The sequence below is a fragment of the Polyangiaceae bacterium genome (assembly GCA_020633235.1).
Lineage (GTDB): Bacteria > Myxococcota_A > Polyangia > Polyangiales > Polyangiaceae > JACKEA01.
In genome coordinates this window covers 936224-953034 of the sequence record JACKEA010000002.1, presented here as the reverse complement: position 1 = coordinate 953034, position 16811 = coordinate 936224, and the positions used below count along the sequence as shown (strand labels likewise).

General features: G+C 67.2%; 18 protein-coding genes. 6 read left to right on the top strand and 12 right to left on the bottom strand.

Annotated elements, in window-relative coordinates:
* Positions 1–7 precede the first annotated feature (7 nt).
* Positions 8–751: a tetratricopeptide repeat protein gene (locus H6717_14715; GenBank protein ID MCB9578275.1), complete on the top strand. Its 744-nt coding sequence runs from the start codon at positions 8–10 to the stop codon at positions 749–751.
* 99 nt (positions 752–850) lie between these two features.
* On the opposite strand, the gene H6717_14710 is transcribed toward H6717_14715, so the two are convergent.
* The 6 genes from H6717_14710 to H6717_14685 all read right to left on the bottom strand — a co-directional run bounded on the left by H6717_14710 (position 851) and on the right by H6717_14685 (position 8650).
* Positions 851–1162: a hypothetical protein gene (locus H6717_14710; GenBank protein MCB9578274.1), complete on the bottom strand. Its 312-nt coding sequence runs from the start codon at positions 1160–1162 to the stop codon at positions 851–853.
* Positions 1163–1754: 592 nt separating this feature from the next.
* Entirely contained in the window at positions 1755–2405 is a 651-nt protein-coding gene (locus H6717_14705) for a hypothetical protein (GenBank protein ID MCB9578273.1), read from the bottom strand.
* A gap of 802 nt (positions 2406–3207) precedes the next feature.
* Positions 3208–4575: a sigma 54-interacting transcriptional regulator gene (locus H6717_14700; protein MCB9578272.1), complete on the bottom strand. Its 1368-nt coding sequence runs from the start codon at positions 4573–4575 to the stop codon at positions 3208–3210.
* Positions 4547–6412 (bottom strand): right-handed parallel beta-helix repeat-containing protein, encoded by a 1866-nt coding sequence (locus H6717_14695; protein MCB9578271.1) that lies wholly within the window; start codon positions 6410–6412, stop codon positions 4547–4549. The genes H6717_14700 and H6717_14695 overlap by 29 nt, the downstream gene beginning before the upstream one ends.
* Positions 6412–7524, bottom strand: a complete 1113-nt coding sequence (locus H6717_14690; GenBank protein MCB9578270.1) for a hypothetical protein — start codon at positions 7522–7524, stop codon at positions 6412–6414. Before H6717_14690 ends, H6717_14695 begins: the two co-directional genes overlap by 1 nt.
* A 40-nt stretch (positions 7525–7564) precedes the next feature.
* Positions 7565–8650 (bottom strand): hypothetical protein, encoded by a 1086-nt coding sequence (locus H6717_14685; protein MCB9578269.1) that lies wholly within the window; start codon positions 8648–8650, stop codon positions 7565–7567.
* 47 nt (positions 8651–8697) lie between these two features.
* Here H6717_14685 and H6717_14680 point away from each other — a divergent pair, with 47 nt between their 5' ends.
* From H6717_14680 to H6717_14670, 3 genes are all read left to right on the top strand, one after another.
* Positions 8698–9708, top strand: a complete 1011-nt coding sequence (locus tag H6717_14680; GenBank protein MCB9578268.1) for a hypothetical protein — start codon at positions 8698–8700, stop codon at positions 9706–9708.
* A 160-nt stretch (positions 9709–9868) separates the two neighbouring features.
* The gene (locus H6717_14675) at positions 9869–10633 is read left to right on the top strand and encodes a VOC family protein (protein MCB9578267.1); all 765 of its coding nucleotides are present in this window, start codon (positions 9869–9871) and stop codon (positions 10631–10633) included.
* 99 nt (positions 10634–10732) lie between these two features.
* Positions 10733–11314 carry a hypothetical protein gene (locus H6717_14670; GenBank protein ID MCB9578266.1) on the top strand — a complete coding sequence of 194 codons (582 nt, stop codon included), beginning with the start codon at positions 10733–10735 and terminating at the stop codon, positions 11312–11314.
* A gap of 1 nt (position 11315) precedes the next feature.
* Here H6717_14670 and H6717_14665 read toward each other — a convergent pair whose 3' ends face one another.
* The 4 genes from H6717_14665 to H6717_14650 form a co-directional block, all read right to left on the bottom strand.
* The gene (locus H6717_14665; protein ID MCB9578265.1) at positions 11316–12488 is read right to left on the bottom strand and encodes a FecR domain-containing protein; all 1173 of its coding nucleotides are present in this window, start codon (positions 12486–12488) and stop codon (positions 11316–11318) included.
* Positions 12485–13060 (bottom strand): RNA polymerase sigma factor, encoded by a 576-nt coding sequence (locus H6717_14660; GenBank protein MCB9578264.1) that lies wholly within the window; start codon positions 13058–13060, stop codon positions 12485–12487. Before H6717_14660 ends, H6717_14665 begins: the two co-directional genes overlap by 4 nt.
* A gap of 137 nt (positions 13061–13197) precedes the next feature.
* Complete coding sequence (locus H6717_14655) at positions 13198–13443, bottom strand: hypothetical protein (protein MCB9578263.1); 246 nt, start codon at positions 13441–13443, stop codon at positions 13198–13200.
* A 44-nt stretch (positions 13444–13487) separates the two neighbouring features.
* Complete coding sequence (locus H6717_14650) at positions 13488–13646, bottom strand: hypothetical protein (protein MCB9578262.1); 159 nt, start codon at positions 13644–13646, stop codon at positions 13488–13490.
* Between the two features lie 534 nt (positions 13647–14180).
* On the opposite strand from H6717_14650, the gene H6717_14645 reads away from it, so the two are divergent.
* Positions 14181–14534, top strand: coding sequence for a hypothetical protein (locus H6717_14645; GenBank protein MCB9578261.1), 354 nt, complete (start codon positions 14181–14183; stop codon positions 14532–14534).
* Here H6717_14645 and H6717_14640 read toward each other — a convergent pair.
* Together H6717_14640 and H6717_14635 are read right to left on the bottom strand one after the other, a co-directional pair.
* Complete coding sequence (locus tag H6717_14640) at positions 14498–15553, bottom strand: phosphodiester glycosidase family protein (GenBank protein MCB9578260.1); 1056 nt, start codon at positions 15551–15553, stop codon at positions 14498–14500. The two genes, H6717_14645 and H6717_14640, sit on opposite strands and share 37 nt — an antisense overlap.
* A gap of 43 nt (positions 15554–15596) precedes the next feature.
* A complete protein-coding gene (locus tag H6717_14635) occupies positions 15597–15806 on the bottom strand; it encodes a hypothetical protein (protein ID MCB9578259.1) in 210 nt (69 codons plus the stop codon).
* A gap of 128 nt (positions 15807–15934) precedes the next feature.
* On the opposite strand from H6717_14635, the gene H6717_14630 reads away from it, so the two are divergent.
* Positions 15935–16810 carry an amidinotransferase gene (locus tag H6717_14630; GenBank protein MCB9578258.1) on the top strand — a complete coding sequence of 292 codons (876 nt, stop codon included), beginning with the start codon at positions 15935–15937 and terminating at the stop codon, positions 16808–16810.
* The last annotated feature ends 1 nt before the right edge of the window (position 16811 follow it).

Genomic DNA, 16811 nt, shown 5'->3' with positions numbered 1-16811 from the left:
CTCAGCAGTGTATTTCCGGGCTTTTCTCCTAGCTATCGCGCTTTCCCTGGCGGTCCCGTCGGCCCTGGCGGCGCCCAGCAAGAAGGAGCGCGCGCGGGTGGTGCAGCTGGTGAAGGAGAGCGCGGCGCACTACGAAGCCGGGCGCTTCTCGGAAGCCATCCCGCTCTTGCGGGAGGCGTACTCCATCGAGCCGAACCCGACGATCCTGTACAACCTGGCGCGCGCCTACGAAGGGCAGGGGGACTCGAAGAGCGCCGTCGAGGCCTACCAGAAGTACCTGGACGAGGCGCCCAAGGCCGAGGACCGCGGATCGGTGGAGCGACGTATCGCGACGTTGTCGCGGCAGCTGGACGAGAAGGCCGCGCTCGAACGCGAGCGCGATCTGGCGGCCAAGCGCGCAGCCGACGCACGGCGCGAGGCGGAGCGCGCCGAACGGGAAAAGAAGTCCGCTCCTCCGCCAAAGCACGAGCCTAGCGTGGTGCCGTGGATCGTCGCAGGCGTGGGCGCGGCGGTGATCGGCGGCGGCGCGTTCTTCGGCCTCCGCGCGCGTTCGAAGCACGACGATGCCCAGAGCGCGGAGCTGGCGCGCGACGCCGCCAACGCCAACGACGAAGCCAAGACCTTCGCGCTGTTGGCGAACATCTCCTTCGCGGCGGGGGGCGCGCTGCTCGTCGGCGGCGTGAGCTGGGGCGTGATCGACCGTTCTGCCGGCTCGGATGCCCGCGGCGTCGTCGTCACGGGGCGGTTCTAACCCCAGTGCTCACCTGGGTCGGTCCTCTCTCGCAAAGCGGCGGCTCAACGACGATCTTTTTATCGGGTGGCTTGTCGATTCGGCGCGGAATCAGCCCGTCTATCGCGGAACGAGCAGCGCCAGGGCGCGCCGAAGCAGCTCTTCTCGCGAGAGGGTGCGCGCTTCTCGAGCGAGCGTTTCCGTCGCCTTCTTGGCTTCGCCCTTCTTGAAGCCCTGAGTCGTCAGCGCCAAGAGGAGCTTGTCTTGCTTCTCCCGCGCCTCGGCATCCGCAGCGTCCTCGGTGTCTGAACGCCTTCGCTGACGAAGGCGAATCTTGTCTTCCACGTACTCGCGGCCGAAGGTCTTCTTGGCCGTGCAGCGCACGCCGGACTCCGACACGAAGCAGCATTGGGCGCCGTCGCGCTCGTACACCTCGCGCCGGGCTGCACGGCCGGGCTCGCCCGGCTTCGTCCCGCGGGAGCGGCGCGGGCGTGCTCGAGCTTCGCTTTCAGGCTCTCTCTCCTTCCAGCTCGAGCTCGCCGATCAGGGGGGATCGGTCGCCCCCAAATCGGTTGCTATGTAAACTGATTTCCTACGCCAAAGACCCCCGCGCGTCCCCCTTCTGCCCTGCTCGAGCCTGCCGAACCCTGTCGAATGCAACGATCAGGGGCTTCGGACTCGCCTAGATCAGTTGCTATGTAAACCGATTTCCGTGCGCCCCAGACCCCATCAATTCCTTGGGTCCACCCCGGCAAAGCCCACGCCCTTGGTCCAGCGCGCAGACGTCACGACAAGCCGGGCGCCACCCTCTTGGTTCAGCGCGCAGACTCCGCGCCGCGCGCCATCCGGCACTGAACGAATTCTGTCGTCCGTTCGCGCTCGTCTCGTGTTGCGCTCTTCCGGTCGCTTGGCTCAGAAGGCAGCGCGCGCCCGCCCGCGAATGACGCGCGGCAACGGCAGCGCGACCGTCAGTCGTTCTCTTCAGAGTGGCGTCTGTTGTGGTCAACCCAGGTGAACTGTCGTTCTAAAGCGGCACGCGGACCACGTCGAGGTTGGGCGCCATCACCAGGTGCGTCTTGCCCACGTACAGGAAGCGACTGCTGTTCTGATAGCCGTTGATCCAATCCAGGAGCAGCTGGTGGTTACCGCTTGACCCGAGCCGAACGAGGCGGAGGTGTTTGTCGGTCTGATCCACGAGCTGAAGCGCGTAGGGACCGCCCGTGCCGACGCTGAGATGCACCAGGGGAGGGTTCGCTATGTCCAGCATCGGTTCTTCCGGGCCGCCTTGCTTGGGAACGCGGAGCACTTCTCCCGTGGCAAAGGCGCCGGAGGCGCCATCGATGCGCTGGTACCAATAGTGAGTGGCGTCGATCCAGAGACCGCTCTCGGCGTGGGCCGGGATCTCGCGATCGTAGACGAAGTCCGTAGTTGGACCCTTGTTCGCCCCGCGCACGCGAATCGTGTTGTCGTACCGGCAGTAGAAGACGACCTCGCTCAGCGCAGGGTCCACGGCAAGCTTGCTGACGCAGGCGTTCTTCACCCACAGCTCTTCCCCCGTGCCGTCGTCGTTGGCTCGGTAGATACCGTTGGAGCCGGCGAAGAAGATCTTGCTGCCGAAGACGGCGATGTTCTTGTCCAGGCTGGATGGCGGCGCCGTGGCCACCAAGATCTCCACCGCCGAGCCGCCGCTCGGCGGGATCTTGTAGACGTGGCCTTTCGTGCAGGCGAAGTAGACGGCGCCATCGGGGCCCTCCGCAGCCCGGTTTGAGCATCGCAGAAGTACTTGGCCGTTCCGTCCAGGACTCCAAACGGGACGATGTCGCCGGCATCTGCCGCCAGCTTTCCCACTTGGTCCGTGCCGTTGTCGTCCCAGATCAAGATGACGTTGTCGTCCTTGCCGGGGAAGGCAAGGTCCGGCCAGCTGCCGACGACGGTTTCAGCGCACACACCGACGCAGGTCTCGCCGGCGGCGCAGGTCACTCCGCAGGCGCCGCAGTTCGCTTCGCTGTTCAGGAAGGTCTTGCAGCCCGTGCCGCCCTTGCAGTCCGCCGTCCACGGCTTGCAGCCGGGGGTATAGGGGCCGCCCGGATTGCCGCCACCCACGCCACCGGTGCCCGCGAGACCCCCGGTGCCCGCGAGACCGCCGCTGCCTCCTGGGCTCGTGCCGCCTACGCCGCCCGTCCCCGCAAATCCGGCCGTCGCGCCCGTGCCGCTGCCGCCGTTGGCGCCCGCTCCGCCGCTGCCGGCGGGGCCGCCGTCAGTGCCGGTCCAATTGCCGGTGCCTCCAGTGCCGAAACCCGCGCCGCCCGTGCCCGGTGTGCCGCCACCGTCCGACGAGCACGCGACGAGCGATGACGAAATTGCGATTGCAGCGAGCGTGGAGCGAAGCACCGTGGACCTCCTCGAGCAGGCGCGCGGACTTCTCGGCACGAGGTTCCGCGCCGGACCAACATAATCTCTGGGAGGATTACATCCTCTTACTTCAGCGTTTGCGCTTGCCGGTCTTGAGGATGTGGAAGTAAGCGGCGACCGATGCCGAGGGCGGCGGCGGCGCGCTCCACGGAGCCGTCGTGCTCCGCGAGGGCGCGTTCCACGTAGGCCTTTTGCAGCGCTTCCAGCACGCGCAGCCGCGCTACGGGAAACGGCAAGCGCGCGTGGAGCACGTCGCGCATCGCGGTCTCGGCGCGGGTCAGGGCGTCCAGCGGCGAATCCGTTTCGGGCTCGGCGTCCTGCGAGATCTCGTCGGTTTCGAGATCACCGGTGGCCAGCTGTCGGGCGATGGCGTTCTTGAGCTCGCGGACGTTACCCGGGAAGTCGTCGCTCTCCCAGCGCTGCAGCAGGTGCGCGGGCAGCGGCGTGCCCGGCGAGAGCTCGGACCAGAAGTAGCGCGCGAGCACGGCGATGTCGCCGCGTCGCTTTCGAAGCGGCGGCAGCGCGATGCGCCCGACGGCGAGGCGATGAAACAGGTCGTCGCGAAACGTGCCCTCTTGCACGGCGCGATCCAGATCCCGACGAGTGGCCGCAATCACGCGGACGTCGACGCGGATCACGTCCGCACCGCCCACGCGGCGGATCTCCCCGCGCTCGATGGCGCGCAGGAGCTTGGCCTGCAGGGTCACGTCCAGATCGCCGATTTCGTCCACGAACAGCGTGCCGCCGTGCGCCTGCTCGAACACGCCGCGGCGCTGTCCGGTCGCACCCGTGAACGCTCCCCGCTCGTGACCGAAGAGCTCGCTCTCGGCGAGGTTCGGCGGGATCGTGGTGCAGTCGAGCACTACGTAGGCTTCTTCCTTGCGCGCGCTGTGCTCGTGGATGGCTTCGGCCAGGACTTCCTTGCCCGTACCGGTCTCGCCCTCGATCACCAGGGTGACGTTGCTGGCGGCCAGTCGCTCGACGAGGGGATAGAGTCTCGTGACCTCCGGGCTCTGTCCGATGAAGCGGCCGAAGCTGCCGCGACGCTCCCGCGTCTTGCCGGCGCCATCGGGTTCCAGGCGATCCACCCGGAGCGCACTGGTGCCGAGGCGCACCAGCTCGCCGCCCGACAAGTAGGCGTCCATCACCGCGACCCCATCCACGAAGGTGCCGTTGGTGGACTTCAAGTCGGTGATCCGCAGTCGCCGACCTTCCACGTCCAGCTCGACGTGGCGGCGGCTGACCTCGCGGTCCGCCAAACGAAAGGTGCACGCCTCGCTCTGCCCCAAGAGAGCCGGGCCGGGCTCCGCGCCATCTACGGTGAAGGTCGTTCCGGCGTCGGGACCCTCGACCACGACCAGCTGAAAACGGGCGTTTGCGGGGGCTTCGGGCTCGTAACGCTGGCTAGCCGCGGTGAGGAATTCGTCCACCACGCCGCGCAGCATACCATCGGCGGGCGAAAGCGAAGGCTCCCAGCAGGATCAGGCCCGCGAGCCCGGATGAGCTCCGCGGAGCTGCCGCGCGGCAGCCGCAGCCGCTGTTCTCGTCGGGGCTCGGTGCGGCGCCACTGGCTCCTGCGGCGCCGCCGCCGCTTCCTGCAGCGCCGCCACCGGCGCCGGACGTCCCGCCCCCCGCGCCGCCCGCGCCAGCAGCGCCGCCGCTGCCGCTGGCGCCGAGGGGATACATGCCCATGTCCACGCTGGCGACGGAGTAGAGGCTGCCGTCACCAGCCGCCTTCGCGGGTGAGCCTTCGCTCAAGTGGAAGTCGCCGCCCGGCGCGTCGGCGAACATCGGATCTGTCGCGAGGGAGGCGTCTTCGATGGCGTGCGCCTGCTGCACCTCGCTCAGCGCAAACCCGGTTCCGGAGCCGCCCGGGCCCGTCCAGTCCGGCCGCAGCAGGTAGTCGCTCTCGTTGTCGAAGAACGCGTTGTGGTGGGCGGTGAACACCGGCAAGAAGTCCTGGAAGGTTGCACTGTCCCCACTGCCACCGTGGTCGAGGAACACGCCGCGGACGCTCTTGGCGAAGATGTTGTTGGCGATCAAGGTGCCGGGGTGGGCCAGCACCACGTCCACGCCCGAGTCGCAGTCGTAGAACACGTTGTTGAAGATGCGGTTGTCCTCGTTTTGCTCACCGGAAGAGAACCCGACCCCTACGCCACAGCGCACCATCGCGTTCTCTTGGATGGTCCAACCTCCGCCGGGGTAGTTCTCCGGGTCCGTTGGGGTGCAGTTGGACTTCTGCCAGTGGCAGCGACGGCTGGCGGGTTGGATACACACGCCCACGTCGTGCACGTAGTTGCCTCGCACCACGATGTTCCCGACACCGTCCTTGCTGGTGATGCCCTGCCCCACGATGTCGTACACCTCGTTGCCTTCGATCAGGGAGGGATTGTCGGGGTCCATGTCCATGAGCGTGATGCCCTTGGAGTTGGAGAATCCGCCCCAGTACTTCGAGTCGTACACCAGGTTATTTCGCACCGTGGCGCCGCCGCCGTAGGAAACGAAGATGGAGTAGGAGTTGTCGTTGCCGTTGGAGTTGTGGGCCAGCACGTTGTCTTCCACCAGTTGCCCCTCGCCCCCTTCCAGAGTGATGGCGGCGTCTTGCGTGTAGAAGATGGTAAGGCCGCGGATCTCGAGGAAGGGCGTGCCCAACGCGAAGATCAGCTTGCGCTGGGACAGCTCGAACACCTCCGCGTTCGGGTCCATGCCGGTCGGCGGCCGCAGGTACACGTAGCAGCCGGCGTTCTCTTGCGGACAACCCGCGCCGCTCGCGTCTGCCTTGGTCCACTCTCCGGGATTCACCACGTCCGCCACGTCCGCGTGGGAGCGCGTGCCGCTCACCGTCTTCATCACGTGCTCGATGCGAGTCTCCCCGGTGAAGAGGCCGGTGGGGTCGTTGGGCAAGTAGCTCGCATCCAGGCGGTACAGACCGCCGCCCTGGTCTTCCCAGCTCTTGCCTTCCGTGCTGAGGGAGCCCAAGAACACGGGCTGCTCTCCCGGATAGGCGCGAATCGTGACGTGGCTCTCGGCGGTGCCACCGGGGCGATTGAACTGTGCGCCGCTGGCGCCGTCCATCAGCCGGTAGCTGCCGCCGCGGATCGTGAGCGTGTCCCCGTTCTGGAGCGGTTCGAGGCCCTTCTGGAACGTGAGGAAGGGCTCGCTCTCCGTCCCGGGATTGTCGTCGCTGCCGTTCGGAGCCACGAAGTACTCCGCGGCCAGCGCCGGAGTGGAGAGCGTGACGACGGCAAAGAACGCTGTCAGCGCGCGCATCACATGCACCCGATGGGCTGGGTGCTGACCACCACGTCGTCGAACCACACCTGGTTCGAGTGGCTCTTGGCGTCGGAAGTCTCCAGGTAGTGCTGGAGGCGCACCATGTTCAGGCCCAAGTCCTGGGTCGTTCGCCACTGCATGTTCGTCTCTTGGTGCACGAGCGTACCGTCGATCCAGTAGGCCATCTCGCCGTCGTGCTGGCCGACGCCGTTGGCCTTCATCATCATCTCGAAGCAGACCCACTTGCCGGTGGGCAGCGCCACCGCCGGGGTTGGCTTGAACAGGTTTCCCCAGCAGCACTCTGGGCCGTTCTGACAGGCCATGTCCTTTTGTGCGCACTCGTTGCAGATGGCTTGCGAGTCCGCGTAGTTGTCACACGTGGCCCCCGGGTCGCACTTCATCTCCGGGAAGTAGGTGTAGAAAAACGTTTCGTGGCTATCGGCCGCGAAGTCCACCGTGGTGCCCATGGCGCGCTGGCCGTTGGGGCGGCATCCCGCGTTGCCGTAGGCCTCCCAGAACTGCTGGCTTCCGCTGATGTTCAGGAAGTGGTGCACGCGCTCGTGATCCGGCGCGAGCTTCAGGTAGGTGCGGAAGTAGAGCTCTCCGTAGCTGTCCAGGTTGCAGCCGGGCTTGTTTTCGCCGTTGCAGGTTCGGTAGATGAGATCCGCGCCTTGGTAGCCGGAGCTCGCTGCGGCGGGGTAGTGCACGGAATAGCTGCCGCCGTGGGCGTCCGTGGACGACGTCATGCGTCCCGGGTCGCCCGCACCGATCTGGTCCGTCCAGCCCCAGCTCGCCTTCCAGGCGTCGAAGCCCGCCGCCATGCCCTCGAAGTCCTCGCAAAAGAGCCAGCCGGGGCCCGGATTCTTGCAGTCGTAGCTGCTGGCCGAGCCACCGCCACCGTCGTTGCCACCGCCGCCCAGGTTGGGGGATCCACCGGATCCGGCGGTGCCGCTGGATCCGGCGTTGCCGCCAGAGCTGGTGCCTCCCGTGCTCGTCGTGCCTCCCGCGCTCGTGGTCCCGCCGGAGCTGGGGGTGGGCGAGCTGTCGTCGGACGAGCAGGCCGCGAAGGCCAGCGCGAGAAGGGAGATCAGAGCCGTCAGCCGCAACATGGCTCACGAGCGTGCAAAGGACGTTCCGGGATCCAGCGGATCACCAGCGCAGGCGCACGCCATCGATGCGCACGGACTCTCCGATCGCCCAGTTTCGCCCGATGCTGAACTCGCAGATGCTCTGGTTCTTCAACATGTCGGCGTCCAGCTTGCCGGTACTGAGCCCGAACTGGGACAGCGGTAGCTCCACGACCACGTAGCCGGCTCCGGGACGAAACACGTACGGATAAATGGAGCTGACGGTGATGGGGTCGCAGTTGCCGGGAGAGGGACCGACGATCAAGCGGGCCTCACCCCACGCCGCGAGAGGAGCGCCGTCGATGGCCACGGCCAGCTCCAGGTACGCCGCGCTGAAGTCGAACAGTGGGTAGTCCTGCTGCGGATCGGTGGCGATGGCGTACATCCCGATGTTTTCCCAATTGCCGTTCACGACGCTGCCATCGTCCGGCCAGCCCGGCCACTCGATGTAGCTGTCGCCTTCGAACGCCTTGGTAGGGTCGGTCTGGACGGACGCCATGGGCGGGCGCGCAGTTCCGTTCGGGTGGCCCTGGTCATCGAAGAGAGAGTAGGAGAACGTCGGCTCTTGCCCGGTCAACGCGACGGCGGGCTCGGTCTCGAAAACGCAGCCCGCCGCGTCGTAGACCAATAGGCGTGCGCGGTATTCCTTGCCGGCGCTGAGCCCGTCCGTCGTGGTGGCGGCGATCACGTCGGTGCTGCCCGACAGCTGCAGCTCGTACTTGCCGAGCTCGGGGTTGTCGTCCTGGGTCCAGACGTTGCCGCCGAGCCCGTCGTTCTCACCGGCCCGCGCTTTTTGGCGTGCGCTTTCCAGCGCCGCGTCGCTCTCCGCCACCACGAGCTTGTACTGCACGAAGTCGTCCGCTTGCCCCTGGGGGGACCAGCTCCAGCGCACCGTGTGGGGCGTTTCCCACACCCGCTTGAAGTCGGTCACCGTGAAGGAGGGCGTGCAAGACTGCGTCGTGGTGGATTTCCGGCACTTGCCCGCAATGCAGGCGAGCCCATCCGGGCACGGCGCTTCCACCGAGCAGCCCTTGCCCGCGTAGTCGACGTCGTCCACCGTGCAGCCGAGCGCAAGACCCGCCGCTGCCATCGCCAAGTAGCGAAGCATCGATGGCAGCATAGCGTGGAGGCATGGTCGTTGCACCGCACGTCGGCATGAGACTGATTTCCGCCCTGTGCATGTGCTCATTGTTCGCCCTTTCCGCCTGCGGCTCCGACGACGGCGGTGGAGCGCCGAGCGGGTCGGGGGGATCCGCTGGATCCGCCGGCGCCTCCGGAGGCACGGGCGGAAGCGGAACCGGTGGATCCGCGGGCGCGAGCTCCGGTGGATCCTCGGGCTCGTCCAGCGGCGGAGCTGCGGGTAGCGCGAGCGGCGGAGCTGCAGGCGCGAGCGGCGGAGCTGCGGGCGCGAGCACCGGTGGCGGCTCGAGCTTCGCGCCCTACTTCCACGACGATTTCGAGGGCTACGCCGATGGCGCGTCCCTCTCCGGAAACAAGCCCTTCGACGCGGCCGGGCACACCACGGCCTCCAGCGAGCAGGCCCACGGCGGCAGCCAGTCCGCCAAGATGGAGATCCACGCGGGAGACAAGGGCGGCTTCGGAAAGTGGGGCGGCATCATTCCCATCAAGCCCACGCTCAAGAAGGGTGAAGAAGTCTGGGTGCGCCTGTACGTGATGTGGCCCCAGAGCTTCGAGTTCAGCGCCTCGCCCTGGATGAAGTTCTTGCGGCTTCACAACCAGACTTTCGACGGCAAAAACGGCGGCTACAACGATCTGTACGTGGACAACGCCGACGGCACCAGCAGCGTGCTTCGTACCATCAAGGAGGTCCACGACAAGTGGGCGGTCTACGACGGGCCGAGCCTGCCGCGCGACACCTGGGAGCGCTACGAAATGTACCTGTACATCGACGACGTGCCGGTGGACTCCGGCGGCAAGGGGCGGGTGCGCATTTGGCGGGACGACGCGCTGATCTTCGACCGTACCGACGTGCCGACCATCACCGAAGCCGCAGGCAGCATCGACTACTTCTACCTGTTCACCTACTGGAACAACGAGCAGCCGCCGAACAATTACTGCTACGTGGACGACTTGACGATCGCGACCAGCGCGAGCCCACCACCGAACACCGACGCGAAGGGCAACGCCTATATCGGTAGCTGGTAGGGTTTGTCGGGCCGGCGCGGGCACGACGTTTCCGCGCCGAACCAACATCAGGCTGCGGAGATCCTTCCGCATTTCGCTCGCGCCGGTTCGCGAGGTTCGGATGTGTTAGCGGTCGAGGTCCGAGCGCCACGGGGGCGCTCCACCGAATTGGGGACGAACGATGACCGACAAGCAATGGACACCGGGACGCGTGGTCTGGCGAGAGCTGATGACCAAGGACGTCGACAAGGCGAAGGGGTACTACGGCGAGCTGTTCGGCTGGACCTTCCAGGACATGCCGATGCCGGAGGGCACCTATACGATCGCGAAGCTGGGCGAGACCATGGTGGGCGGCATGATGCAGCTGCCGGCGGACGACGTTCCGCCCAATTGGATGAGCTACGTGTCCGTGGAGGACGTGGACGCCGCCGCGAAGACGGTGAAGGCCGAGGGCGGCACCATGATCGTGGAGCCGAAAGACGTGCCTGGCATGATGCGCTTCGCGGTGCTGTCGGACCCCAGCGGAGCCGTGATCGGGATGCTGCGATCCAACGACGGCGACGGCGCGCCGCCGGACAATCTCGGCCCAGGGATGTTCTGCTGGGAAACCGCGATGACCAAGGACGTGAAGAAGGCCAAGGACTTCTACGGCAAGGTGCTGGGCTGGACCACGGAGCAGGGGCCGGGGGACGTGGCCGTGTTCGCTCGGGCGGCGGGAAGCGAGACGCGGCAGGTGGCGGACATCCAGCAGGCGAAGGCGCCGATGCCGGCGTTCTGGCTCACCTACGTGGTCGTCGAGAAGCTCGAAGCTGCTCGCGAGAGAGCCGAGAAGCTCGGCGGCAAGATCCTGGAGAAGAACATCGAGGTGCCCGGCGTGGGTAACATCGCGCTGCTACGAGATCCCGCAGGCGCGATGCTCGGCTTGTTCCAACCGGCCATGGGGTGATTGCGGAGGGCATCGCCGGTTTTGTATCCGAAGCCGGTCATTTGCAGGCATTGGCGTGCCTGCCGATGACCGGCTCGCGGTACGCTATGCTTTGTACGGATGAAGTTTGTCGGCCCGCTCGTGGTTCTCGCAGTGCTGGCTGCAGCGTGCAGCGACGGCAAGCTCGACCTGCGCGAGCCCACGCCGGATGGCGGTAGCACTGGTGGCGCCGCCGGAGCCGCTGGCAGCGTGGATGCGGGTCAAGACGCGGGTGACGCCGGGGGCTGCACCTCCAGCGCGCAGTGCGCCGGGGAGCATCCGTTCTGCGATTTGAACAGCGGCATTTGCGTGGATTGCCTGAACTCGTCCCACTGCTCCCCCGGGCAGGCCTGCAATCCACTCACCTATCGCTGTGCCAAGGCTTGCTCCGGAGATCCGGACTGCGCCTCCATAGACAAGGTGTGTGACACGACCTTGGGCGTGTGCGTGCAGTGCCGGAACGACAACGACTGCGCGGGCGGCGAGCCCTACTGCGTTCCCGGCGGGATCTGCGAGGAATGTCGCAACGACGCCGACTGCACCGAGCCCGGCACGCCGTACTGTCCCAAGGGCTGCTACGAGTGCAGCCAGTGCCTGGTGACCGCGCACTGCAAGAGCGGCCAGGTCTGCTCAACCAAAGACTACGAGTGCCACGACGGTTGAATCAGCCGCCGTCCGGCATGGCTACGGTGCGCGCTTCGTCGCGAGCGGCGCCATCGCCGTGCTCGAGCAGGTAGCGCCGAGCTTCCTTCGCGGCTTCTTGCTTCTTGCCCATTCGCGCGAGACAGCGGAAGCGCTCCACCCGAGCTTCCGGCGCCAAGAGCCCGTTCGGGTAGCGCGACAGGAGCTGGTCGAGGATGGCGACCGCGCGGGCGTCGTCCCCACTCTTGCGCGCGGCGACGGCAGACGAGAAGAGCCGGTTCTGCTCGGGCAGGTCCGTTTGGTCTTTGGGTTGGTCCGCCGCGGAATCAGCGCTGACGGCCGCGCTCTTGGGCATCGCTGCCGGCTTCGACGGGGGCGTCTTGGGCTTCGCGCTCAGCGCCACTTCGCTTTCGGCCTTCGGCGCGGGCTCGTCCTTCTTCGTCGCGACGGCGCTGCTGGGCGCGGCCTTTTTGACGGCTGCATCCTTGCCCGTCGAGGTCCAGCTGTCCCCGGGGTGCAGCACCGCGCTGTCGCTGTCGCTCCGCACTCCGACCTCGCCCTCGGTGACGGTCACGCGCGTGGCGCCATTGGACACCTCCACGGTGAACGCCGTGCCGTGCACGGTCACGGAAGCGTCCGGCGTGCTCACCACGAAGCGGCCCGAAGGCCCGAGGTGCGGCACCCGCACGAAGACACGACCCAAAGCCAGGTGGATGCTCTCCGGCCGCGTTCCGACGTGGCTCAACCGAAGCCGAGTGCCGGAGCTCAGCTGCACCACGGCGCCGCTGTCCAGCACCAGCTTGGCCTCGGTAGTAGCGAGCGTGCTGAGCTCGTCCCCGGAGACGAGGCGCTGATCCGTGCCATCGGCGACGACGGAAGAGGCGCCGTCGTGCGACAGGACCACTCCGGCGCCTTCTCCGCGAACCGAAGCTGCCGAGGCGGAAGCCGAGCTCGCGGGGGAAAACCGTAGCGCACCGAGCACGACCAGAGCCACGGCGGCCGCCACGGCCAGAGCGCCAAAGACGCGGGCGCGGCGGCGAGAGCGCGCTCGCTCTTCGCTGGTGGTGCGGATCGCTCGGGCGATGTGCGACACCATGCGCGCCCGCCGCTCTTCCACGACCTCGTGTTCTTCCACCGGGATTACGCTACGGCGCAGATCCTCGAGCAGATCATTGGAGCTGATTCTATCGGTCATGTGCGCCCCCGCTTCTTCTTTACGCCCAGCTTTTCGTGAAGCTCGTGGCGTCCGCGCACCAAGCGAGACTGGGCCGCTGCGATGCTCACACCGGTGAGCGCCGCAATCTCTGCCAGCTCGTAGCCAAGGACATCGTGTAGGAAGAGCGCTTCCGCTCGCGCGGGGCTCATGTCCGCCAGCAGGCGCCGCACGTTGTCCACGTCGCGGCGGGCCAGCGCGTCACGCTCGGGATCGGAGCCGAGAGCAGGACCGTCCGGGTGCTCTTCTCGCCGATCGAACACACCCCGCTCGCGACGCCGCGAGCGCATGGCGTTCAGCGCCACGTGAGTGGCGACGCTGCACGCCCAGGTCTTGAGACTGCAGGCGCGAGCGAAGCGGCGCGTTGCCAGCGTCTTCACGATCTGCTCGAAGGTGGTCTGCACCAGATCCTCGTGATCCCCTTCCCGGCGGCCGAGGACCCGATAGATGGTGCGATCCACGCTGTGATGGAGCCGATCGTAGAGCTCGCTGGCAACGCTCGCGTCGCCGGCGACGACGGCCTCGATGAGGTCGTCGTCACTGATGTTTCCCAGCTCCGGCCCCGCCGCCGGGGCGGGGGTCGGGCACCGGCCGGAGGAAGGACCGGTTGCCGGATGCGCTTCGAGCGGGACTCATCAACCCCTAGGGTAACCGGATACCGGGCCGGCCAGGCTATCCAGCAGAAAAAACCTCAAAACATACCTAGTCGTACTCCGGCCCACAGCCCCCAATTGAGTGGGGGCACGCGGCCCACGTTCTGATCTTCCACGGTGATTTCCGTGCCGCTGGTCAGGGCCGTGGCTTCAGCACCTGCCACCACTGCAGCTTGCGGGGTGAGCCACAGAGCGCCGGCGCCCCGGACACGGCCGCCAAAGGCCCACCGCGACGCGGAGTCCGTCGGGGGCTCGGAGATGCTGGCCTCCACGCGTTCCGCCACCGCGTGGGCCGTGAGCTCGAGGGAGAACCAGGGAGTGATCCGATTCAGGACACCCGCCCCAAGCTGCCGGAGGCCCAGTGGAGAGTGACCTCGTCGGAGCGTTCCGGTCGCGCTTGGTAGCGGCCGTGCAGCAGGATCAACACCGGGCCGCTTCGCCCGCCGAGGCCCACCTCGCCCCCCAGGCGCCAGCGGCCCGAGCTCATCCCCGGTCCGACGACGGCGCCAGCGTCGAAGAAGATCGTCGCAAGCTCTGGCGGGGAAGGGGTGGTGGCGCGGGCTTGGCGCTGGGCACGGGTGGGGGCACGGGCTTCGGGGCCAGGGACTCGGGCTCCGGTTTGGGGGCTTGGGCTTGCTTTCTTGTTCCGCTTCTCCCACCAGCGCGCCGATCACCAGCCCAACGCTCTTCCAGCGTTCCGCAACGGGATCCGCAGGTTTGAATTCCAGACGGCGCTCTCGCCACCGCGCCGCGCCCGCCTTGATGCCGAGCTCGATGCGGGCCCGGGAGTACTCGCCGCTCCAGGACACGATGGCCACGGCTCGAGGGGCGCCGGTGTACGAGTCGGCGAGCCGACACTCGCCGTCGACGACTGCGGCGGAGCACGCCCGGAGCAGGACCTGGGCCTGCTCACTGGCAACGTCCCGGGGGGGCAGCTCGATGACGACGGGCGGAAGGGGCACGGCGTTCGGGACTTTAGCAGGACTTGAGGTCGACTCGTCGATGTCGGAGGCTGCCGGACATGCCCCTCATCAAGGTCCATTCCTCCGCCGAGCCACCCCCGAAGGAACGCGTCGCCCAGGTGCTCGAAGCGTTGTCCGCGCGCCTGGCAGGCCACCTCTCCAAGCCCGAGCGCTACGTGATGACGTGCTGGATGCCGCGCGCGGAGATGACCTTCGGCGGCAGCCACGACCCGGCGCTCTACGTGGAGGTGAAGAGCATCGGCAGCATGACGTCGGAGCAGACGCGCGCCATGAGCGCGGACTTTTGTGCCCTTCTCACCGAAGCCACGGGTGTTCCGTCGAGCCGAACGTACATCGAGTTCGCCGACGCCAAGCCTCACTTGTGGGGTTTCGACGGCGATACCTTCGCCTGAGACGGTTTCTTCGCCAGATAGAAGAAGTCTCGGTACGACGCCTTGTGCACGTAGCCGCGCTTCGAGTGCTCGAGCTTGGGGATCAGCGTTGCCGTGACTTGTAACGGGGCGTTCGGTTCCGGATGGCCGAAGAACAGGAAGCGCGTGTACGACCAGTTGATGTCGAGCTCCGCCACGTTCTTGGCGCCCGCGAGCTGCATCGCCAAGGCGAGCTCCTTCGGACGAATCCACTCGCCGATGCCGAACAGCAGTACCTGGCCGCTCTCGTCCACGCCGAGCGCGGTCCTGCGGATGTCGTCCTTGCCTTCGATGCTCATGCCCCACTTCCGGGCGGACCATCCCGAGAGCATCTCGTTGAGCTCGCCATCGACCACCATGCAGGGTGGCGTTTGGCGGTACGCGCGAATGTCGGCCTGAGCGAGCTGATCGAAGGTCCGGATGCGCACGCTACCGTCTTGGTAGAGCGCAATCGTGCAGGCGTCGTCCTTGGCCGGCACGTAGACTTGCTGGTCGACCATCATGCCGTAGCCACCGTGACGGGCCTTGAAGCCTCCGTTGAAGACCGCCAAGAGGTCGGCTTGGCGGTCTTCGGGAACCAAGCCGGCACGCTCTTCCCTGGGCACGGCCTTGCTTTCGGGCTCGTGCGTTCCAGCGACCAGCGCCAGCTCGACGCGGCGCAGATCGACCGCGACCACGACGGCATACACGTCCTTCTTGAAAGGGTGGGGGTGTACCGTCGTCTCGAGCATCAGCGGCGGATCCGTCGGGACCTCGCTCACGGGTTGCCATTGGCCATCGCCCGCTTTGGCGCTCCGCTCGAAGGGTGGCGCGAACGCCTTCATGGTCAACGCCGGCGGAGCGGGTGGCGGAGGCTCGGGAGCCGCGGCGGTCGGTGCGGCGTCCACCTTTTCGGACGCGACCGGGGGCTTCGGCGCCGGCGGCGGGAGCGCCTCGCGCTGGGGCGGAGGCGACGCAGCGCAGCCGCCAGCGACCAGAGCGAGGAGCGGTAGCAGACGCATGCGGACGATCTACCCAGGCCCCCGGAGCATGGGCAAGTACGTCTCAATTGCCGACGGGCTGCAGCACGACCTGGGAATCGGTGTGGCGCCAGACGAACGTCATCCAGGCGAACACGTCGGCCTGGGATCGGATGAATCGTCGGTGGCTCGGCAGGTCGCGTCGTTCGAACACCATCACGCTCGCGCCGTCGAGATGCGGGAAGTACGCGTTGTCGTCGTCCCACACACCCACGAGCAACTTGGGACGTTTCACGCTGACCTCGCAATCCCGCCCCAAAAGGGCGGTCTCCTAGGTCTGACGGCAGGAAGAAGAGCCCTATTCAGGGCTTGTGAAGGGCGAGATCCCAGCCCAGACTCGCCCCGGTGAAAGACCTGTACTTGATGTCCCCGCCGGCGAAGAGCTGGAGTCTTCGGGGGCGCGCGAACTTTCGAAGCGCCGAGGCGGGTGCGGTGGACGCGCTGTCGGCGCGACGGGAATGGCTCCAGTTGGCGGAAGCCATCGAGCGCCACGGTGGCGTCGTTGCGGTGTTGCCTCCCGACGACGCGCTGACCGGACTGCCGTACGCCGCCGAAGCCGGACACGTGCTGCCCGGCGCTCCTCCGCGCTTCGTCTTGCCGCGCATGTGGGCCGAGCATCGGCGGGGTGAACGCGACCGTTGGGCGCCGTTCGTCCGAGCTCTGGGCTTCGAGGTGGTCGAGCTCGACGGCGGGATCTGGGAAGCCCAAGGGGACGTGGCGCTGTTCGACTCCGCCACGTTGCTGTTCTTCGGCGGGCGAACCGATCGCGCGGGGCTTGCCGCGGCCATGAGTCACTTCGACGGTGAGGTGATCGTACTGGAGCTCCGGCAGCCGGCGTTCCACGGCAACATGGCCGTGCTTCCGCTGCCTGCGGTCGACAAGCTCCTGGTTTGTCCCGACGTGATTCTGGGTGATGGCGTGGATCGGTTGCTCGATCGCTTCGGGAGAGATCGCGTAGTGCCGGTCGCGGAAGACGAAATCCGGAGCTACGCCACGAACGGCCTGCCGGTGGGCAAGGCGTGGCTTTCCCCCTCGGTGGTACCCCCGCGCGTCGTGGATTTGGTGCGGGGCTTCGGCATGGAGGTGGAGCTCTTGGACATGCGCGAGCTGTGCGAGAAGGCCGGCGGTGCCTCGCGCTGTCTCGTGTGCGTGGCGCCGGGCGTTGCCGACCTGGTTCGCTTGGACGCTGCGGTGCGCCTGCCCGCCACCCGGGAGGCGATCCTTGGCGACTCTGCCTGAG